The organism is Paraburkholderia sp. RL17-383-BIF-A (genome assembly GCF_046028015.1).
Taxonomy (GTDB): domain Bacteria; phylum Pseudomonadota; class Gammaproteobacteria; order Burkholderiales; family Burkholderiaceae; genus Paraburkholderia.
Genome location: NZ_JARESR010000003.1, coordinates 53,703 through 73,170, shown reverse-complemented (window position 1 = coordinate 73,170; position 19,468 = coordinate 53,703). Strand labels below are relative to the sequence as shown.

Here is a 19,468-nt window from a genome sequence, read left to right as displayed (position 1 = left end):
AGTGAAAACCAGTGAAGCGAACTTGGAATTCTCCTACGACTCGGGAAATCGTGTGTAAGTTGCCCGCGAAAGCGGAAATATTGTCAATATTTGTGCGACTGTGCGCCCTAACATGGGGCGCGATCATCGATTGTTCCATGAAAAGAAACAATCTGCTGCAATGCAGCTTGCACGGCCTTTTTTAACCCAACAGACGTAAAGCTTGTGCGCGCGGTGTGGAATCAGAAAGAACTCGCTCTGCGGTCGCCTCCAAAAGAAAAACCGCCCGAAGGCGGTTTTTCATGCGAAGTGAATACTCACATGATCAGGCGGCAAGTTTCCCTTCGAGCGCTCGTTTGGCTTGGGTCAGCGCGGGCGGCAGGCCCTGCTGCAGTGTGTCAAACAGTTCCGAGTGCAGCGCGAGTTCGTCGCGCCACGCTGCGTCGTCCACGGAAATCACCTGCTCGAACTGCTCGCGGCTGAAATTCAGCCCGCTCCAGTCGATATCCTCATAGTTCGGCGACACGCCGAAAGCATGTTCCTCACCCTGAGCCGAGCCTTCGATCCGGCCGACCATCCAGCTCAGCACCCGCATGTTCTCGCCAAAGCCCGGCCAGACGAACTTGCCGTCCGCGCCCTTGCGGAACCAGTTGACGCAGAAGATTTTCGGCAGTGTCGCGCCCAGTTGCTGCAGACGCTCGCCGGTCTTCAGCCAATGACCGAAGTAGTCACTCATGTTGTAGCCGCAGAACGGCAGCATCGCGAACGGATCGCGGCGCACCACGCCCTGCTGGCCGGCCGCCGCGGCGGTCGTTTCGGAACCCATGGTAGCCGCCATGTAGACGCCTTCCACCCAGTTGCGCGCTTCGGTGACGAGCGGCACGGTGGTGGAGCGGCGGCCGCCGAAGATGAACGCGTCGATCGCGACGCCCGCCGGATTTTCCCAGTCGGCGTCGATCGACGGGCATTGCGAGGCCGGCGCCGTGAAGCGCGCGTTCGGGTGCGCCGCCTTGCGGCCGCTTTCCTTCGCGCTCGCCGGCGTCCAGTCCTTGCCCTGCCAGTCGATCAGGTGCGCGGGCGCTTCGTCCGTCATGCCTTCCCACCAGACGTCGCCGTCGTCGGTCAGCGCAACGTTGGTGAAGATCACGTTTTCCTTCAACGTGGCCATTGCGTTGAAGTTGGTCTTCTCGCTCGTGCCCGGCGCCACGCCGAAGTAGCCGGCTTCCGGATTGATCGCGTACAGGCGGCCGTCCTTGCCCGGTTTGATCCAGGCGATATCGTCGCCGATCGTGGAGATTTTCCAGCCGTTCAGGCCTTCCGGCGGGATCAGCATCGCAAAGTTGGTCTTGCCGCACGCCGACGGAAACGCCGCCGCGACATGATGCTTGCGCCCTTCCGGCGAGGTCACGCCGAGAATCAGCATATGCTCGGCCAGCCAGCCTTCGGCGCGGCCCATGGTCGAGGCGATGCGCAGCGCGAAACACTTTTTGCCAAGCAGCGCATTGCCGCCGTAACCCGAGCCGTAACTCCAGATTTCCCGCGATTCAGGAAAGTGAACGATGTATTTGGTAGCGTTGCACGGCCACGGCACGTCTTTCTCGCCCGCCGCGAGCGGCGCGCCGACCGAGTGGACGCACGGCACGAATTCGCCGTCTTCGCCCAGCACGTCATACACCTCGCGGCCCATGCGCGTCATGATGCGCATGTTGGTGACCACGTACGGACTGTCGCTCAGTTCCACGCCGATATGCGCGATCGGCGAGCCGAGCGGCCCCATCGAAAACGGCACCACGTACATGGTGCGGCCGCGCATGGCGCCCTCGAACAGGCCGTCGAGCGTCGAGCGCATCTCGGCCGGGGCGATCCAGTTATTGGTGGGGCCCGCGTCTTCGCGGTGCTGCGAGCAGATGAAGGTGCGATCTTCGACGCGCGCCACGTCGGACGGGTCGGACCATGCGAGATAAGAATTGGGACGCCTGGCGGGGTTGAGTTTTTTGAGAGTGCCCGCTTCGACCATCTGCGCGCAAAGCCGGTCGTATTCTTCCTGCGAGCCGTCGCACCAGACGATCCGCTCCGGCTTGGTCATCGCAGCGACGCGCTGCACCCAGTTGACCAATTTTCGGTTCTTGACCCACGCGGGCGCCTCGATAGTGGGCTGACCTTCGAATGAGGGATGATTCATCGACTTGTCTCCGTTTTGAAAGCAATAGAAAAACGGTACAAGCCCAGTGACGCTGCATGCGAGAGGCGTTCAATTCTTCACGCCGGGGTTGCTGCCACCCGACGCGCAATTGTGCAGGTCATTCCGGGCCACACAGCCTGTTGAGCGGGGAGGCCAGCCGACGGGGCTTCTGCAACCGTCTGTAAAGCGGCTTGCCTCAACACGCAACAAACTGTTAAAAACGATGTCAATCGGCCTTTGCCGTGGCGCTGCCATTCTGTGCGGTAGCTACTACGGTAAGGCATTCAGCCAGACCGGCATGTGACCTAGGTCACATGGTGGGACAGTCAGCATAACACTCCGTTCCGCACCACCAAGGTGCGTCGCAAGACACATACCATGAAGATTGCCATCCTCGACGATTATCAGGACGCCGTTCGCAAGCTCGACTGCTTTCAATTGCTGGCCGACCACGAGGTCAAGGTTTTTAACAACACCGTCCGCGGTCTGGGCCAGTTGGCAAGCCGTCTCTCCGAAGTCGACGCACTCGTTCTGATTCGCGAACGCACCCGCATCAACTCGCAACTGCTCGATAAACTGCCGCGTTTGCGCATGATCAGCCAGACGGGCAAGGTGTCGAGCCACATCGACCTGGCGGCCTGTACCGAGCGCGGCATTGCCGTGCTCGAAGGCACCGGTTCGCCGTACGCGCCCGCCGAATTGACGTGGGCCCTCATCATGGCGGCCCAGAGGCGGATTCCGCAATACGTAGCAAACCTTAAGCAAGGAGCCTGGCAGCAGTCTGGTCTGAAGACGTCGGCGCTGCCGCCGAACTTTGGTTTGGGGCAGGTGTTGCGCGGTCAGACACTGGGAATCTGGGGTTACGGCAAGATCGGCCAGCTGCTTGCCGGATACGGCAAGGCATTCGGCATGAAGGTGTTGATCTGGGGCCGCGAGCATTCGCGCGAAGCCGCTCGCGCCGACGGTTACAGCGTGGCGGAGAGCCGCGAGGCGCTATTCGAGCAGAGCGACGTGCTGTCGCTGCATTTGCGCCTGCACGACGACACGCGCGGCATCGTCAAACAGGAAGACCTGATGCGGATGAAACCGACCGCGCTGCTCGTGAACACGAGCCGGGCCGAGTTGCTCGACGAAAACGCGCTGGTGAACGCGTTGCCGCACAATCGTCCGGGGATGGTCGCTATCGACGTCTACGAAAGCGAGCCGATTCTGCAGGGCTACAGCCTGCTGCGCATGGAAAACGTGATCTGCACGCCGCACATCGGCTACGTGGAGCGGGAAAGCTACGAGCAGTATTTCACCGCGGCGTTCAACAACATTCTGGCTTTCGACGCTGGCGATACGAGCAGCGTGGCGAATCCGGAAGCGTTACAAGGCGGCCGCCGGCGTTAGAACGGCAAGTTCCGCGGTGAGCGGCTCGGTGCCTGCTGAGCCGCAAGAGAGTTCGTCCAGCGGGGTTCGCGCAGTATCGGCCCTCGCCACCGCTAGTGCTCTCACCGCGCCGTTTCGTGCGCGGCGGCTTCCATCAGATCGGGCATGCGTTCGAGAAAGGTCTCGCCATCGGCGCGGCCAAGGTTGTACGCGTGCACCATCTGCGAGGGGCTCGTGTAATCCCAACTGGAAATCGGCACCTTGCGCGACGGCTGCACATAGAGCCGTTGCTGTACGCCGTGCGGCACGACGAACATCTGCGGCCGCGGATAGAGACGGGTGACCATCACGAGCACGTTGCCGGGCGCCTCGGAGTCGAGCGCGCCGACTGGCACGTTATCGACCATGCCGCCGTCCAGCACCGGCCGGCCGTTGCGCCGTAGCACCGGCGTGAACGGCGGCGTACTCGACGATTGCAGGATCAGATCCGCCAGATCTTCGACGCTCGCGCAATCTTGCGCGCGCACGAACTCCGGATGAAAGCCGAGCGTTTGCCCGAGCGTTGGATGCAGCGTCTTACGCACGTACTTTTCGATGTTGTACGCGATCAGACCGGCGGCCACCGCGCTGCGCGCGCCGAGCCAGCGCGGCAGATGCGACACGCCGATGCGGATTTCCGGCGCATCGGCGAGCGTCGGAAACTTCTCGCCGTAGATGTCGAGCAGCGCCTGACGGTAGATACGGTAATGCGGAAACACCGACTCGCCACGCAGCAGGTTGCCCCAGTAGGCGTTGCGGGTGTTGTGACGCAACGCGTCTTCGTAATAGCGCATCACCCAGTCGGAATCGCGCGTGTAGAGCATGCACGCGGTGGCGGCGCCGGCCGAAATGCCGGTGATGACGCGCGGCCGGATCCGCAATTCCGGCTGCACCACGTCCCAGAAACCCGCCTGCCACCAACAGCGATTGCCACCGCCGGCGAATACGACCTGATCGAACATCCTGATTTTTCCTCTTATGCGGCGCTCTGCCCGTTTTAGTCGAGTAGTGCGTAGGTCGTGGTGGCATGGACGGCCATGTTGCCCGCTTCGTCGAACAATTCGACCTCACCAAACACGAGGTTGCGGCCCATGCGTAGCACTCGCGCGGTGATCAGCACGTCGCCCTTGCGCACCGTGCGCATGAAATTGATATTGAGCGAGACCGTACTCATCGGCTTGAAACCGCCGAGCGCGGCCGAAATGGCGACGATCATGGCCGTGTCCGCCGCGGCCATGAAGACCTGGCCGCAGATCACGCCACCCGCGTGACGCAGCCCGCCCGAAAACGGCAGGCGCAGCGTGGCGCTTTCTTCATCGACCTTGACCGGCGTCAGCGTAAGCGCGCGGACCCACGGCGCGAGGATGCGGTCGAGTAATTCGATAATCTCTTTGTCATCCATGGCAAGCCCCAGGTCGAAAGCCGCGCGATGCTGCGTGCGGCAAAGTGTCCGCGACATGATACCGGGACGATATAGACAACGCCTTTTTCACGACAGCGAGTCCATTGAGGAATGCCTCGGGACCGTCGATGCAAATATTTTTAAGAAATCTGCTAAGGGGGCTTGGCAAGCCCGAAAAATTTCTGCATAATTTCGCTTCTGTTGGGGGCGTTAGCTCAGTTGGTAGAGCAGCGGACTCTTAATCCGTAGGTCGAGTGTTCGAGTCACTCACGCCCCACCAAGATTCAAAGCAAAAAGCCCGGTCGCAAGGACCGGGCTTTTTGCTTTTCAGCCTCCCCAAAGGCACTGCAAAGGCCAACCTTCGCGCGCTTGCCTTCCGATACCATGTCGGCTGCCCTCGCCGCCCTCCATGCGGCGCAAAGCTTTGCACTTCCCCGCACCGACAAAAACATGCACACGATCGACCGCCCCGCTCGCCGCTCCTTCTGGCAGCGGGCCTTGTCATGGGATCTCAACGACCCTCGCCTGAGCGCCGCCGCCCGTGTGTGGATCCCGGTCCTCTTCGGCCTGTGGTCGCTTTTCCTCGGCCAGGACCGCAATTGGGACGGGTTCAACTATCACCAGTACAACGGCTTCGCGTTCCTGAACGACAAGCTGCATACCGATTTCGCGCCGGCCGGCATGCAGACCTACTTCAATCCGATGCTCGACGTCTTCTACCACGCGTTGAACCGGACGTTTCCCGCGCCGCTGGCGGGCTTCATCATGGGCACGCTGCACGGCCTCAATTTCGTGCTGTTGCTGTCGATCATCCGGCGAACCCTGCCGCAACTGCCCCCCGAAGACGCGAACCGCACGCCTCTACTGCTTGCCGCAGCCGGCATCCTGACAGCGAATTTTCTGTCCGGCTTCGGCAATTCCATGGGCGACGACACGACCACGCTGTTCGTGCTCGCCGCGCTGCTGCTCGTCTTGCATCTGTGGGACCGGTTGGCAACGTGGTCGGCGGCCACCGCTGCAGGACTCGTATGCGCGGGCCTCATCGCCGGCCTTGGCATGGGCCTCAAGCTGACCAATGCGCCGTTTGCCCTCGCCCTTTGCGCAGGGTTGCTGCTGTTGCCAGCAACACCGTTCGCGCGCGTGCGCGCCGCTTTCCTGTTCGGCGTGGGCGCTCTCGCCGGCTTGCTGGCTGCGGGCGGCTACTGGATGGCAGTAATGTGGCACACGTTCGGCAACCCGTTCTTTCCACAGTTCAGCTCGATCTTCCCCAATCCGCTCAGCCCGCCGAGCGGCGTCGCGGATCAATCGTGGCTGCCGAAAAACGCGCGCGAATACATTCTCTGGCCCTTCGTCTTTGCATTCGATTCGAAGCGCGTCGGACAAGCACGCCTGCATCAGATCATCTGGCCTGTCGTGTACGTGCTGTTCTGGATGCTGGCCGCCACCCGGCTCGCGGAGCTATTGCGCCGCCGGCCTCGAACCCGGCGACTGAGTTCGCGAGCGGCATACGTCACGACTTTCGTGGCGCTGGGCTACTTCCTGTGGATGATTCTGTTCAGCATCTACCGCTACGTCGTTCCGATCGAAACACTGACGCCGCTCGTCGCGTATCTGCTGCTCGACCGGCTACTGCCTTACCTGACGGCGCGACGGGTTGCCGCATGGTTGCTCTGCGTGACGACGATGGTTGTCGTGGCCGGCGGCGTCGAGACTTGGGGACACGAGCGCTGGGCAAGGTCGGCCTTCCGTGCCGATGTGCCCGCTTTGACTAGCCCTCAGAACACGACGGCGGTTATTGTCGGCGGGAATCCGCCATGGGGCTGGATCGTGCAGTTCTTTCCCGTGTCGGTCTCGTTCACGCAGATCGACGGCAGCTTTCCCTACTCGCCGCAATTCGATCAGCACATAGCGGAGCTTGTGCGTTCTCGCGGCGGTCCCGCGTATGCGATCATCGAAGGCCGACATAACTGGCGCGTCGACAACGTGGCGAAGATGGATCGGATCGCCAACGCCATCGGACTAACGGAGGGCGTGAAAGGCTGCAACACGATACAAGCCGCGATCGATCGCCTGCACCTTCACGCGAGCCTGCAATGGACGCCAAACGCCGCCGACAATCGCATGTGCCGGCTCGACATCCGCCACGATGACGTGCGCGACGTGGCCGCGGAGAATGCTCAACTGATCGAACAGGCGCGTCCTGTTCTGGAGCGGCATGGCTTCACCATCGACGCCAATTCCTGCGCCACTTACCGCGCCTATGTCGGCCAAGGCGTCTTTCCGTACCAATGGTGCGGCATCACGCATCGCTAAAACCGCAAGGCCCGGGGCGCAACATCACGGGCCGGCCATAGCAATTTCCTTCAATACACCCGGCACCCTCGCCCGATACCTTTGAGCGCCGCAGATCCTGCGCACTTCCGTATCGAGGCTTCCGATGACCGCACTGCTCTCCATGGCCGCATTCGCGCTGGCCTGTTCTATTTCACCGGGCCCGGTGAATGTCGTCGCGCTCAGCGCCGGCGCGCAACATGGCCTGGCCGCGAGCATGCGGCATGTCACCGGCGCGACCGTCGGCTTCACTGTGCTGCTTCTGCTGATTGGCCTCGGGCTGCATGAACTGCTCGCCCGTTTCCCCGACCTGATCGCCATAGTCAAATGGGCCGGCGTGGGCTTCCTGCTCTACATGGCCTACAAACTCGCTGTCGACGACGGCCAACTCGGCGCGGACAAGCCGGCGCGCGGACCGTCCTTCGCCTACGGCGCGGCCATGCAGTGGCTCAATCCAAAAGCCTGGCTCGCGTCGCTGGCCGGCATGGGTGCGTATGCAGCCGACGGCGACGGCAGGCTCATCGCGCAATTCACCGTGCTGTACTTCGTGATTTGCTATCTGTCGATCGCCAGTTGGGCCTACGCCGGCACGTTCCTGCGCAAATACCTGCAGCAACCGCAGCGGGTGAGGTTCTTCAATCGCATATTGGCGGCGTTGCTCGCGGCGAGCGCGCTGTATCTGCTCGCAGCTTGACGCACGGCCGCCGCCACAGCTTCAACTGCGATACTGCCCCGGCGTCGCCGCGACCAGCCGCTTGAAGATTCTCTGCAAATGCGCCTGATCGGCAAAACCGGCGTCGAGCGCGACCTCCGCAATCACCCGGCCGCGCCTGAGTTGGGCACGGCTGTATTGAATACGCCGGTTGATCAGGTATGCGTGCGGCGTCATGCCGTAGCGCTGCTTGAAAGCGCGGATCAGATGCGACGCGGACAGACCGACCGCGTCGCAAATGTCTTCGAGTTTTAGCGAGCGCGTGCAGTTTTCAGCAATGAACTCCGCCGCACGCGTGAGTTGACGGGTCGCGTCACGATCCGGCAAGACCGCCGGATTCAGCTTGTTTTGTACTTCGGAGAAGAAGGCGATAGCCGCGCTTTCCTTGCGCAACACGTCGGCGTTACTGTCGACGAGAATCGCATGCAGCCGGTTCAAACCGCCGAACAATGCAGCGTCTGTAGACATGGTCTGCGAGAACGCGTGAAACGCGTGGTTCTCGTTGAAACCCAATTCGTGTTGCAGCGACGTGAGCCATGCGACGTCGACATGCATCATGCGATACGACCAACGCTCGCCGGCAACCGGATTGCAGGCATGCACGTCGTCCGGATTCATCATGACGACCGCGCCCGCGCCGATCCATTCACGCGTGTGGCGATTCAGATAGACGCTGCGTCCGCCGGTCACGGCGCCGATGGAGAAGGTTTCGTGCGAATGTTTGGCGTAGCAGACCTCGCGGCCGTCTTCGATGGAACGCACCTCGATGAACGGCAACGCATCATTGCGCCAGAACCGCGGCGCGCAAGCGCTTTTCGCGTGAACAGCCGCCTGCGTGATTCCGCTCATGTGTGCGCTCTCCGATTATTGCGTAGGCCTCGCCGCAGCAAGGCTTACGTATCGTAGCCGCCAAACGCACCATCAACAAGCCGACTCACTAACAACATGAACCACGTGGCGCGACAGCTTATTTCGCCGTCACGTCGATATTGCCGAGATACTTCGCAGCCAGCGTCTTCACGGTACCGTCGGCCTGCAGCTTCGCGATCGCCGCATTCAGGCGCTCACGCAATGCGGTATCGCCCTTGCGAATGCCGTATGCAATGCCGCTGCCGAGAATCTTGTCGTCGCGCACCGGCTCGCCGACAAAGGCGTAACCGTTGCCGTTCGGCTTCGACAGAAAGCCGGTCTGTCCGGCCGGCGCCAGCACGAGCGTCGCGTCGAGACGGCCCGCCACGAGATCCGCATAGACCTGGTTCTGGTCCTGATACGGCACGACGGTCACGCCCGCCGACTCCCAGTGCGTCTTGGCGAAAGTTTCCTGAATCGACGACTGCAACACGCCCACGCGTTTGCCCTTCAGCGAGGCCGTGGTCGGCAGCAGACCGCTGTCACGCTTCGCGATCAACTGCGTGGGCACGCGGTACACGACGGTGGTGAAATCGATCGCCTGACGGCGCTGTTCGGTCGCATTCATCGCTGAGTTGATCGCGTCGAACTTGCGACCCTGCAGCGCGGGAATCAGCCCGTCGAACGAGGTCTCGACCCATTTGCACGTCATATGCGCAGCGGTGCAAACGGCATTGCCGACGTCGATATCCAGACCCTGCAACTCACCGTTCGGCCCCTTCGATTCGAACGGCGGATACTGCGCTTCGAGGCCGAAACGCAGCGTCGAGGTCTCGGCGGCGTTCGCGGCGGACGACGCCGCGAGCGACGCAAAAGCACAGGCCAGTGCCAATAGAGGCTTGAGCAATTTCATAGCAGGTCCCTTTCCCTTCGATTTATTGTCACGCCGCACTGCGGCGCGCTGATGCGTGACGGCGCGACGATCATACTGCGGTCAAAAATCCCGCCGTCGCGTGAAGCCGCCACTTGCATCCGTGACTCACACAATCAGATCTCGCACAGACGGCGCGCGCCTTCGATCAATGTCGCATCATCCTTCGAGAAACTCAGGCGGATCAAGCCGGAGTCCGTACCATCGGTATAAAAAGCCGACAGCGGAATCGTAGCAACACGTGCGTCGCGAATCAGGCGCAGCACGAAATCGCTATCGCTTTCTTCGGAGAAGCCGCGAAAACGCGCGAGCATGAAGAAGCTGCCTTCGCTCGGCAACAATTCGAAGCGCGAATCGCGCAGGGCGTCCGTGAGCAGATCGCGCTTCTTCTGATAGAACGCGGACAGGCCGAGGTAGCTTTCGCGATTGGCCAGTGCGTCGACGAACGCGTACTGCATAGGCGTATCGGCAGAAAACACCATGAATTGATGGACTTTGCGAATCTCGTCCATCAGCGCGGCGGGCGCGAGGCAATAGCCGACACGCCAGCCGGTCACGTGATACGACTTGCCAAACGACGAAACGATCACGCTGCGCTCCGCGAGTTCGGAATGGCAAGCCATGCTTTGATGCTTCGCGCCGTCGAACACCACGTGTTCGTAGACTTCGTCGGCGAGAATCACGATATCGGTATTGCGCGTAATGGCCTTCAGGCGCTCGACGTCGGCTTCGCTGAACACGGTCGCGGTCGGATTGTGCGGCGTGTTGATGATGATCATGCGGGTCTTCGGCGTGATCGCTGCGGCGACCTCGTCCCAGTCCACGCGGAAATCACTCAACGACAGTTTGATCGGCACGGGCGTCGCGCCCTGCAGGCGGACGATCGGGCCGTAGCTGTCGAACGAAGGCTCGAAGTAGATCACCTCATCGCCCGGATGCACCAACGCGCTGATCGTCGAATACAGCCCTTCGCTCGCGCTGGCGATGACGGTCACTTCGCTGGACGGGTCGTAGCGCACGCCGTACAGCGTGGCGACCTTGTCGGCGAGCGCTTCGCGCAAGGCGGCAATGCCGGCCATCGGCGCGTACTGGTTATGCCCGGCGCGCATGGCCTGAGCAACGCCGTCAATCAGTTTGGGGTCCGGCGCGAAGTTCGGCGCGCCTTGCGACAAATTCAGCGCATCGTGTTGCGCGGCCAGTTGACCGATCACGGTAAAAATCGTCGTGCCCACATCAGGCAACTTCGAGCGGGCTTGTGTGGCGCTCTGCATAAGGCTTTCTCCCTTTCTCCATCCGGCAGCGGATTCACGGACGGCCAGCTGCGCGGCGGTCCCTTCTGGTGTGGTGATTAGGCATCAGCCAAAGAACCGTCACAATCGAAACTTTGTCATGCGCCGCATGCGTTTACGTCATGGCTGACGCGAACCCGCGCCGCCACGGGCGAAGCCAGACAGATCGGTGCTTTCGGGGAAGAAATGAGGCTGCGTGAAGAACGCTTGAAACTGCAGAGGTATGACGTAATGTGATGCGCCCGGCCACGAGCGGAGCGCTCGCGGCCGGCGTTGCCTTAGGCGTCGTCCATCAGGCGTCGTCCATCAGGCGGACTTTGACTTTTTTGCCCTTCACCTTGCCGGCGCTGAGCTTGCGCAACGCATCGCGCGCGATACTGCGCTCCACCGCCACGTAGGTGGACATTTCCGTCACGTTGATCTTGCCGATCTGCGAGCCGGCGAAACCCGCCTCGCCGGTCAGCGCGCCGAGCACGTCGCCGGGGCGGATCTTTTCCTTGCGCCCGCCGAGAATCTGCAACGTTTCCATGGGCGGCAACAGTCGCTCGTTGCTCGCCGCTGTCAGTTCGGACAGCTTGTGCCACTCGACCTCGCGCTTTTGCGCCTGTTCGAGACTGCCGACGCGGCCCATCTCGTTCATGCTCGCGAGACTCAGCGCCCAGCCTTCCTGATCGGCGCGGCCCGTGCGGCCGATGCGGTGCACGTGCACTTCCGGATCCGGCGTCACGTCGACGTTGATCACCGCTTCGAGCTGCGCGATGTCGAGACCGCGCGCGGCGACATCCGTCGCTACCAGTACCGAGCAACTGCGATTGGCGAACTGGATCAGCACCTGATCGCGTTCACGCTGGTCGAGTTCGCCATGCAGCGCGAGCGCATGAAATCCCTGCGCGCGCAGCACGTCGAGCAGATCGCGGCATTGCTGCTTGGTATTGCAGAACGCCAGCGTGCTCACCGGGCGATAGTGGTTCAGCAGCAGACCGACCGCGTGCAGACGCCCGTCTTCGGTCACTTCATAGAAGCGCTGACGGATCTTGGTGTTGTCATGCCGCTCGGCGAGTTTGACTTCCTTCGGATTACGCAGGAATTGCTGGCTCAGTTTGACAATGCCTTCGGGATACGTCGCCGAAAACAGCAGCGTTTGCCGTTCTTTCGGGCACTGCTTCACCACGGTCGCGATATCGTCGAAGAAACCCATGTCGAGCATGCGGTCCGCTTCGTCGAGCACCAGCGTGTTGAGCGACTGCAGCGGCAGGCTGCCGCGCTCCAGGTGATCCATGATGCGGCCCGGCGTGCCGACCACGATGTGCGCGCCGTGTTCGAGACTCGCCATTTGCGGACGCATGGGCGTGCCGCCGCACAACGTCAGCACCTTGATGTTTTCTTCGGCGCGCGCAAGGCGCCGGATTTCCTGCGTGACCTGATCGGCGAGTTCGCGCGTCGGGCACAGCACCATGGCTTGCACGGCGAAGTTGCGCGCGTCGAGGCGCGCCAGCAGCGCGAGCGAAAACGCCGCGGTTTTGCCGCTGCCGGTTTTCGCCTGGGCGATCAGATCGTGGCCGGCGAGCGCGATAGGCAGGCTCGCGGCCTGAATCGGCGTCATCTCGACGTAACCGAGCTGGGTCAGGTTGGCGAGCGTCGCGGGCGGCAGCGGTAGCTGGCTAAACGGCGCGCCGGCGGTGGTGGGACTGTTCATAGGTGTGATGGCTCGCAATCGGCTGGAGTCGGCAAGAGGCTGCTGAAGGCAAAAACTATTCGGCCATGGGACCGGGGGCGGGACGGCCTTCGATCTGCTCGTACAACACCGAGCCGTCGTCCCCGTCGAAACGCTCGACGTAATTGCGCGCGCCGCACATCGGGCAACGGAACAGGAGGCCCTGCCCTTCGTTCTTGATGACGACGTCCGATTGCTCCCACTGGGCTTCGCAGGATTGATTTCTACAGGTAAACACGTTGCTTCTCCAACTGGATTCGATTGTTGATCCGGCGGGCCGCACGAGCGGCCCAGCCGTGAATGGGTCGCGGCCGTCGGGGTGACGACGGCCGAAGGCTATCAACCCAGGTGCGTATGCCGCGCACGCGGCGCGCTCACATCCATTTCGTTGAGCCCGTGCACGATGCCGCAATCTTCCACGGCCTGTTCGCCGTGGCATTGCTCGCGCAAGGTGGTCAATTGCACTTTGAGCTGCTTCAGTTCGTCGATGCGGGTATCGACGTGCGCAATGTGCTCGTCGATCAAGGCATTGATGCCGCCGCAGCCGGTGGCCGGCGCGTCGGTCAGACGCAGCAACGCACGGATTTCGTCGTGCGTCATGTCGAGCGCGCGGCAATTACGGATGAAACGCAGCCGTTCGACGTGCTTTGCCGTGTAACTGCGGTAATTGGCCTCCGTGCGCTCCGCTTCCGGCAACAGGCTCTCTTTCTCGTAGAAACGGATGGTTTCGGTCGTGCAATGGGCGATTTTCGCCAATTCGCCGATTTTCATGGACCCTCCGGATGCGGCCTTGACCTTGTAGTGGCTTCAAGGTGTTTACTAGACCACAAATCGAACCAGGAAGCCACCATGCCTCAAGCCAACCATGCCGAAACCGACCGCCTGGAACGGGCGAAAGCCTGTACCGACGGGCACGACGGCCATGCTCATGCGCATGACCCGGCTCATGGTCACGGCGCGAAGTGCAACCATGGCCACGGCGACCACGCTCATGACCATGGCAACGGCCATGGCCATGACCATGACCACGACCACGGCCACCATCGCCACGCTCACAGTCCCGCCGACACACCTTGTTGCGCGACGGCGGGAGCCGCGTCGGCACCGGTCCGGCTGCCGCAACCGGAAGCCGTCGGCAGCGACCTGCGCACCGCCATCCGCATCATGCAGATGGATTGCCCAACCGAGGAAGCGCTGATCCGCAAGAAATTCAGCCGCATGCCGCACGTGCGCAGCATGGATTTCAACCTGATGCAGCGGGTCTTGACGGTGGTCCACGCGCCCGAGGCGCTCGACTCGATCCTCGCCGCGCTCCGTTCGCTCGATTTCACGCCGGAACTGGCGGACGCCGATCCGCACGCACCGCCCACCGCCGCTCCGCACGCGCCGCCCAAACCGTGGTGGCCGCTGGTGCTCGCCGGTGTGGCCGCGGCCGGTTCAGAGGCCGCAGGCTGGCTCGGTGCACCGGTCTGGGTGTCTGCGGCTCTGGCGATCCTCGCCATCCTCTCCTGCGGCCTCACGACGTACAGGAAGGGCTGGCTTGCGATCCGCAACGGCAACCTGAACATCAACGCGCTGATGAGTATCGCGGTGACCGGCGCGCTGATCCTGCGGCAATGGCCGGAAGCCGCCATGGTGATGGTGCTCTTCACCATCGCCGAACTGATCGAGGCGAAGTCGCTCGACCGCGCCCGCAATGCGATCCAGGGCCTGATGCAACTCACGCCCGACCAGGCCAGCGTACAACAGCCCGACGGCAGTTGGCGGTCCATCGACCTCAAGGCGATTGCGCCCGGCGCCGTGGTCCGCGTAAAGCCGGGCGAGCGGATCGCGCTCGACGGCGAGATCGTGGCGGGCCGCTCGAGTGTGAATCAGGCGCCGATCACCGGCGAAAGCCTGCCGGTCGACAAGGAGACGGGCGACGCGGTGTTCGCCGGCACGATCAACCAGCCCGGCTCGTTCGACTATCGCGTCAGCGCCGCCGCCGGCAATACGACGCTCGCGCGCATCATCCATGCAGTCGAAGAAGCGCAGGCCACCAAGGCGCCGACGCAGCGCTTCGTCGATCAGTTCGCCCGCGTGTATACGCCGATCGTGTTCGCCGTCGCGCTCGCCGTGGCCATCGTGCCGCCGCTTCTCTTCGGCGGAGCGTGGCAAGCGTGGATCTACAAGGCGCTGGTGATGCTGGTGATCGCGTGCCCATGCGCGCTCGTGATCTCGACGCCGGTGACGATCGTCAGCGGTCTCGCCGCGGCCGCCCGCAAAGGCATTCTGATCAAGGGCGGCGCATTTCTCGAACGGGGCCGCAAGCTGACCCGGCTCGCGCTCGACAAAACCGGCACGCTCACCCACGGCAAGCCCGTGCAAACCGAGTTCGAGATACTTGCCGAGGTCGACGCGGTCCGTTGCCGCGCGCTCGCGGCGAGCCTCGCGGGACGCTCGGATCATCCGGTATCAATGGCGCTTGCCGCGGCCGCGAAGGCCGACGGCGTCAGCCATCTGACGGTCGACGCCTTCGAGGCGTTCGCGGGACGCGGCGTGCGCGGCGAGATCGACGGCTTGCCCTACTGGCTCGGCAATCATCGGTTGATCGAAGAACTCGGACGCTGCTCGGCGTCGCTCGAATCACGGCTCGACGGGCTTGAACGCCAGGGCAAGACCGTGGTGATGCTGGCGGACGCCGAACGCGTGCTGGCCCTGTTCGCGGTCGCCGATACGGTGAAGGAGACGAGCCGCGCCGCCATCGCCGAATTGCAGCGCCTCGGCGTGAGCACGGCGATGCTGACCGGCGACAACCCGCACACCGCCGCCGCGATCGCGCAGCAAGTCGGTATCGACGAAGCGCGCGGCAATCAGTTGCCGGAAGACAAGCTCAACGCGGTCGCGCAGTGGTCGAAGGATCACGCGACAGTCGGCATGGTCGGCGACGGCATCAACGACGCGCCCGCGCTGGCACGCGCCGACATCGGCTTCGCGATGGGCGCGATGGGCACCGACACGGCAATCGAAACCGCCGACGTCGCGTTGATGGACGACGACCTGCGCAAAATTCCGGCATTCATTCGCCTGTCGAAGGCGACGCATTCGGTGTTGGTGCAGAACATCACGCTTGCATTGGGCATCAAGAGCGTGTTCCTCGTGTTGACCGTGATCGGCCTCGGCACGATGTGGATGGCCGTTTTCGCCGATGTCGGCGCGAGCCTGCTGGTGGTAGCGAACGGGTTGCGGCTGTTGCGCAAGTGACGGCGTAGCGAGTTTTGCGGCTGCGGTGCAGCGCACGGCGCTTGCAGCCGGCCAAGGTCAGTGCGCGACCGCGTTCACCGCGCCGGCCGTCTCAGCGTGAGCGCCGATCGCCGCCTTCAACGTATCCGAAGGCCGCATGCCGAAGAGCTTCCGGTAATCGGTCGCGAACTGGCTCAGGTGCCAGAAGCCCCACGCCGCCGCGACGTCCTGCACCGAGCGCGTTGCGCTCGACAGATCGCGCCGCGCGCCATTCAGGCGAATCGCGCGCAGATACGTGGCGGGCGCCATGCCGAGCACGTCCTGAAAGCAGTATTGCAGCGTGCGCCGGCTGACATGCAACTGCTCGCACAACTCCGGCACGCTCACCGCGCGGTCGCGATTGAACAGCACATAGTCGCGCGCTTCCGACACGATCGACTGCCGACGCGGCCGCGTCGGCATCACAACCTGCTCCGAAGCTGACTCCAAAGCGGGCAACGCACCGACGTCGAACAGCGAAGCCAGCACCGCGGCCTGCAGATTATTGCGGGCAACCGAAGACAGCGGCGTGCCGCGCACGGCGCCATCGTCGAGCAACTGACGCAGCGTGGCGCACAACTGTTCCTTGCGCGCCATGCCGATCGGCACGACCTGCGTATTCGGCACGGGGTCGGCCAGACCGATGCGCTCCACTTGCTCCGCGTAACGGCGCAGCACCTCGCCTTTGACCACCACACCAAAAATTTCGTAACCCGCAGAGGTCAGCAGCTCAAATTCGATTCCGCCCGGACGGAACGCGAGCGCGTCGCCGGCGATCACTTGCGCGTCGATGCGGCCAGAACCGGCAGGGCAAGTCGGAATGCCAAACCAGTAGGCGTCCTTTTGCACTTCGCAGGTTTGCCGCAGCGTATGGCTGGTCGTTTCGACGAACACCTGCATGTGGTCGAGACACAACTCCGTCAGGCCGCCGACAAAACACCCCGCCGTCAACTGGTCGTAGGTCTGGCTCCAGCCATGAAGATTGCGCGCCTGCTCGTCGGCATCATGGGCGACGCGGGTCTGCACGCAGAAGCTCGGCTGCGGCGTGAGCACCGAAGCGGCCAGGCTATCGCGGAAAGTGTCGATCGTCATACCGGATCTGCGCAAACGGAACATGAGGGTGACAGGGAAAGGCAATTCCCATGCCGAACGACTCCGACGCCTCGCCACTCGAATCGTACCGCCAGCCCACAGGCCCACTGTTCAATGGATGAACAGCACTGCGTGCATTGCTCAAAATTGTGACGCCCCCTTGATAGCGACTGAACAATCTCGTGCGCCATGCCGTGCGCTAGTGCCTGCCGCGTGTGCATGGGTCACCAGCACGGTGCATTGGCACGCTTCTGGCTCTACCCTGAGGCGGCCAAGCGAAATATCGCGCCGAATATAGCCCATTCAAACATGTGAGGAGCACACAGATGAACCATGCAGAGATGCAATTCCTGACCACCGAATTCCCGTTCAAAAAGCAGTACGCGAACTTTATCGGCGGCGAGTGGGTGAAACCCGTGGGCGGCGAGTACTTCGACAATGTGTCGCCGATCACCGGCGAGGCGTTCACGTCGATTCCGCGTTCGCGTGAAGCCGACGTCGAACTCGCACTCGATGCCGCGCATCGTGCGAAAACGGCGTGGGGCAAGACCTCCGCCGCGGATCGCGCGAATATCCTGATCCGCATTGCCGACCGGATGGAAGCGAACCTGCAGCGTCTCGCCGTAGCCGAGACGATCGACAACGGCAAGCCGTTGCGCGAAACCATGGCCGCCGACATTCCGCTCGCCATCGATCACTTTCGCTATTTCGCCGGCGCCGTGCGCGCGCAGGAAGGCTCGCTCTCCGAGATCGACCACGACACGGTCGCTTATCACTTCCATGAACCGCTCGGCGTGGTCGGCCAGATCATTCCGTGGAATTTCCCGATCCTGATGGCGGTGTGGAAACTCGCGCCCGCGCTTGCCGCCGGCAACTGCGTAGTGCTCAAGCCTGCCGAGCAAACGCCCGCTTCGATTCTCGTGCTGGTCGAAATAATTCAGGACCTGCTGCCCGCGGGTGTGCTGAACGTGGTGAACGGCTTCGGTCTTGAAGCCGGCAAGCCGCTCGCCTCCAGCAAGCGCATCGCCAAGATCGCGTTTACCGGTGAGACCACGACCGGGCGGCTGATCATGCAGTACGCGAGCCAGAACATCATTCCCGTCACACTCGAACTCGGCGGCAAAAGCCCGAATATTTTCTTCGCGGACGTGATGAGCGAGGACGACAGCTATTTCGACAAAGCGCTCGAAGGCTTCACGATGTTCGCGCTGAATCAGGGCGAAGTGTGTACCTGTCCGTCGCGCGTGTTGATCGATGAAAAGATCTACGACCGCTTCATGGAACGTGCGCTCAAGCGTGTCGCCGCGATTACGCAAGGGCATCCGCTCGATACCAAGACGATGATCGGCGCGCAGGCTTCGCAGGAACAGCTGGAAAAAATCCTCTCGTATGTGGACCTCGGCAAACAGGAAGGCGCCGAATGTCTAATTGGCGGCGAACGCAATACGCTTGGCGGTGAGTTGAGCAAAGGCTATTACGTAAAGCCGACCGTCTTCCGCGGCAACAACAAAATGCGCATCTTCCAGGAAGAGATCTTCGGGCCGGTCGTGTCGGTCACGACGTTCAAGACGGAAGAAGAAGCGCTCGAGATTGCCAACGATACGCTCTACGGTCTCGGCGCCGGCGTGTGGACGCGCGACGGCACGCGCGCCTATCGCTTCGGCCGCCAGATCCAGGCGGGCCGCGTGTGGACGAACTGCTACCACGCTTATCCGGCGCATGCGGCGTTCGGCGGCTACAAGCAGTCGGGTATTGGCCGCGAGAATCACAAGATGATGCTCGACCATTATCAACAGACCAAGAATCTGCTGGTCAGCTATAGCGACAAGCCGCTCGGTTTCTTCTAAGCACCGCGCTCCTGTTCGGGCGAGCCGCACTGTGCGGCTCGCTCTCTTTTTTGCAAGGGCATGTGATGGCTGATAAGAAGGAAGTCGCCCGCGTAATCGCAACGCCGGCTGCCGTCGAGTTGATCGACAAGTTGCGCGCCGAGCACGGGGCCGTGCTGTTCCATCAATCCGGCGGATGCTGCGACGGCAGCGCGCCGATGATGTTTCCGCAAAGCGAGTTTATGGTCGGCTCGTCCGACGTGAAACTCGGCACGATTGCGAACGTGCCGTTCTACATGAGCGAATCGCAATTCGAATACTGGCAGCACACACAGTTGATCATCGACGTGGTGCCGGGCAACGGCGGAATGTTTTCGCTTGAGCGGCCGAGCGGTTTGCGTTTCCTGACACGCTCCCGTCTTTTCGAAGACGACGAAAACGCGTGGCTGGAAACGCATCCGGTGCAGCGAGCCGATGCTTGATACCGTGC

16 protein-coding genes and 1 tRNA gene are annotated in these 19,468 nt (G+C 62.4%); 7 read left to right on the top strand and 10 right to left on the bottom strand.

Annotation, left to right across the window (positions count from 1 at the left end; all coding sequences use genetic code 11):
* Nucleotides 1–304: 304 nt before the first annotated feature.
* Nucleotides 305–2,161, bottom strand: coding sequence for a phosphoenolpyruvate carboxykinase (GTP) (locus P0D71_RS04395; protein ID WP_408479341.1), 1,857 nt, complete (start codon nucleotides 2,159–2,161; stop codon nucleotides 305–307).
* A 378-nt stretch (nucleotides 2,162–2,539) separates the two neighbouring features.
* Between P0D71_RS04395 and P0D71_RS04390 the strand changes: the two genes are divergently transcribed.
* Nucleotides 2,540–3,553, top strand: coding sequence for a D-2-hydroxyacid dehydrogenase family protein (locus tag P0D71_RS04390; protein ID WP_408479340.1), 1,014 nt, complete (start codon nucleotides 2,540–2,542; stop codon nucleotides 3,551–3,553).
* Between the two features lie 101 nt (nucleotides 3,554–3,654).
* Here P0D71_RS04390 and P0D71_RS04385 read toward each other — a convergent pair whose 3' ends face one another.
* Together P0D71_RS04385 and P0D71_RS04380 are read right to left on the bottom strand one after the other, a co-directional pair.
* On the bottom strand, nucleotides 3,655–4,533 hold the full coding sequence (locus P0D71_RS04385; RefSeq protein ID WP_408479339.1) for a patatin-like phospholipase family protein: 879 nt from the start codon (nucleotides 4,531–4,533) through the stop codon (nucleotides 3,655–3,657).
* Between the two features lie 35 nt (nucleotides 4,534–4,568).
* Nucleotides 4,569–4,973, bottom strand: a complete 405-nt coding sequence (locus P0D71_RS04380) for a PaaI family thioesterase (RefSeq protein ID WP_309395355.1) — start codon at nucleotides 4,971–4,973, stop codon at nucleotides 4,569–4,571.
* Nucleotides 4,974–5,177: 204 nt separating this feature from the next.
* On the opposite strand from P0D71_RS04380, the gene P0D71_RS04375 reads away from it, so the two are divergent.
* From P0D71_RS04375 to P0D71_RS04365, 3 genes are all read left to right on the top strand, one after another.
* Nucleotides 5,178–5,253 (top strand) — tRNA-Lys (locus P0D71_RS04375).
* Between the two features lie 170 nt (nucleotides 5,254–5,423).
* On the top strand, nucleotides 5,424–7,286 hold the full coding sequence (locus P0D71_RS04370) for a hypothetical protein (protein WP_408479338.1): 1,863 nt from the start codon (nucleotides 5,424–5,426) through the stop codon (nucleotides 7,284–7,286).
* A gap of 124 nt (nucleotides 7,287–7,410) precedes the next feature.
* Nucleotides 7,411–7,998: a LysE family translocator gene (locus P0D71_RS04365; protein WP_408184008.1), complete on the top strand. Its 588-nt coding sequence runs from the start codon at nucleotides 7,411–7,413 to the stop codon at nucleotides 7,996–7,998.
* A gap of 21 nt (nucleotides 7,999–8,019) precedes the next feature.
* Here the strand turns inward: P0D71_RS04365 and P0D71_RS04360 are convergent, their stop codons facing one another.
* The 6 genes from P0D71_RS04360 to cadR all read right to left on the bottom strand — a co-directional run bounded on the left by P0D71_RS04360 (nucleotide 8,020) and on the right by cadR (nucleotide 13,570).
* Nucleotides 8,020–8,865: a helix-turn-helix transcriptional regulator gene (locus tag P0D71_RS04360; protein WP_408479337.1), complete on the bottom strand. Its 846-nt coding sequence runs from the start codon at nucleotides 8,863–8,865 to the stop codon at nucleotides 8,020–8,022.
* A 118-nt stretch (nucleotides 8,866–8,983) separates the two neighbouring features.
* Nucleotides 8,984–9,778, bottom strand: coding sequence for an ABC transporter substrate-binding protein (locus P0D71_RS04355; RefSeq protein ID WP_091797356.1), 795 nt, complete (start codon nucleotides 9,776–9,778; stop codon nucleotides 8,984–8,986).
* Nucleotides 9,779–9,912: 134 nt separating this feature from the next.
* Complete coding sequence (locus tag P0D71_RS04350) at nucleotides 9,913–11,067, bottom strand: pyridoxal phosphate-dependent aminotransferase (protein ID WP_091797359.1); 1,155 nt, start codon at nucleotides 11,065–11,067, stop codon at nucleotides 9,913–9,915.
* Nucleotides 11,068–11,377: 310 nt separating this feature from the next.
* Nucleotides 11,378–12,781 carry an ATP-dependent RNA helicase DbpA gene (gene dbpA, locus P0D71_RS04345; protein WP_408479336.1) on the bottom strand — a complete coding sequence of 468 codons (1,404 nt, stop codon included), beginning with the start codon at nucleotides 12,779–12,781 and terminating at the stop codon, nucleotides 11,378–11,380.
* 55 nt (nucleotides 12,782–12,836) lie between these two features.
* A complete protein-coding gene (locus P0D71_RS04340; RefSeq protein ID WP_091797365.1) occupies nucleotides 12,837–13,037 on the bottom strand; it encodes a hypothetical protein in 201 nt (66 codons plus the stop codon).
* A 101-nt stretch (nucleotides 13,038–13,138) separates the two neighbouring features.
* The gene (cadR, locus tag P0D71_RS04335) at nucleotides 13,139–13,570 is read right to left on the bottom strand and encodes a Cd(II)/Pb(II)-responsive transcriptional regulator (RefSeq protein ID WP_091797368.1); all 432 of its coding nucleotides are present in this window, start codon (nucleotides 13,568–13,570) and stop codon (nucleotides 13,139–13,141) included.
* Nucleotides 13,571–13,648: 78 nt separating this feature from the next.
* On the opposite strand from cadR, the gene P0D71_RS04330 reads away from it, so the two are divergent.
* Nucleotides 13,649–16,042 (top strand): heavy metal translocating P-type ATPase, encoded by a 2,394-nt coding sequence (locus P0D71_RS04330; protein WP_408479335.1) that lies wholly within the window; start codon nucleotides 13,649–13,651, stop codon nucleotides 16,040–16,042.
* Nucleotides 16,043–16,099: 57 nt separating this feature from the next.
* On the opposite strand, the gene P0D71_RS04325 is transcribed toward P0D71_RS04330, so the two are convergent.
* Nucleotides 16,100–17,152, bottom strand: a complete 1,053-nt coding sequence (locus tag P0D71_RS04325) for a helix-turn-helix domain-containing protein (RefSeq protein WP_408479334.1) — start codon at nucleotides 17,150–17,152, stop codon at nucleotides 16,100–16,102.
* Between the two features lie 326 nt (nucleotides 17,153–17,478).
* Between P0D71_RS04325 and adh the strand changes: the two genes are divergently transcribed.
* Nucleotides 17,479–18,999: an aldehyde dehydrogenase gene (gene adh / locus P0D71_RS04320; RefSeq protein WP_408298339.1), complete on the top strand. Its 1,521-nt coding sequence runs from the start codon at nucleotides 17,479–17,481 to the stop codon at nucleotides 18,997–18,999.
* 65 nt (nucleotides 19,000–19,064) lie between these two features.
* Entirely contained in the window at nucleotides 19,065–19,460 is a 396-nt protein-coding gene (locus P0D71_RS04315; protein WP_091797383.1) for a DUF779 domain-containing protein, read from the top strand.
* Nucleotides 19,461–19,468: the final 8 nt, after the last annotated feature.

Coding starts and splice junctions, on each gene's coding strand:
- dbpA (WP_408479336.1), bottom strand. CDS start 12,781: ATGAACAGTCCCACCACCGCCGGCGCGCCGTTTAGCCAGCTACCGCTG.
- P0D71_RS04380 (WP_309395355.1), bottom strand. CDS start 4,973: ATGGATGACAAAGAGATTATCGAATTACTCGACCGCATCCTCGCGCCG.
- P0D71_RS04390 (WP_408479340.1), top strand. CDS start 2,540: ATGAAGATTGCCATCCTCGACGATTATCAGGACGCCGTTCGCAAGCTC.
- P0D71_RS04395 (WP_408479341.1), bottom strand. CDS start 2,161: ATGAATCATCCCTCATTCGAAGGTCAGCCCACTATCGAGGCGCCCGCG.
- P0D71_RS04315 (WP_091797383.1), top strand. CDS start 19,065: ATGGCTGATAAGAAGGAAGTCGCCCGCGTAATCGCAACGCCGGCTGCC.
- P0D71_RS04365 (WP_408184008.1), top strand. CDS start 7,411: ATGACCGCACTGCTCTCCATGGCCGCATTCGCGCTGGCCTGTTCTATT.
- P0D71_RS04355 (WP_091797356.1), bottom strand. CDS start 9,778: ATGAAATTGCTCAAGCCTCTATTGGCACTGGCCTGTGCTTTTGCGTCG.
- P0D71_RS04385 (WP_408479339.1), bottom strand. CDS start 4,533: ATGTTCGATCAGGTCGTATTCGCCGGCGGTGGCAATCGCTGTTGGTGG.
- P0D71_RS04330 (WP_408479335.1), top strand. CDS start 13,649: ATGCCTCAAGCCAACCATGCCGAAACCGACCGCCTGGAACGGGCGAAA.
- adh (WP_408298339.1), top strand. CDS start 17,479: ATGAACCATGCAGAGATGCAATTCCTGACCACCGAATTCCCGTTCAAA.
- cadR (WP_091797368.1), bottom strand. CDS start 13,570: ATGAAAATCGGCGAATTGGCGAAAATCGCCCATTGCACGACCGAAACC.
- P0D71_RS04370 (WP_408479338.1), top strand. CDS start 5,424: ATGCACACGATCGACCGCCCCGCTCGCCGCTCCTTCTGGCAGCGGGCC.
- P0D71_RS04350 (WP_091797359.1), bottom strand. CDS start 11,067: ATGCAGAGCGCCACACAAGCCCGCTCGAAGTTGCCTGATGTGGGCACG.
- P0D71_RS04360 (WP_408479337.1), bottom strand. CDS start 8,865: ATGAGCGGAATCACGCAGGCGGCTGTTCACGCGAAAAGCGCTTGCGCG.
- P0D71_RS04325 (WP_408479334.1), bottom strand. CDS start 17,152: ATGACGATCGACACTTTCCGCGATAGCCTGGCCGCTTCGGTGCTCACG.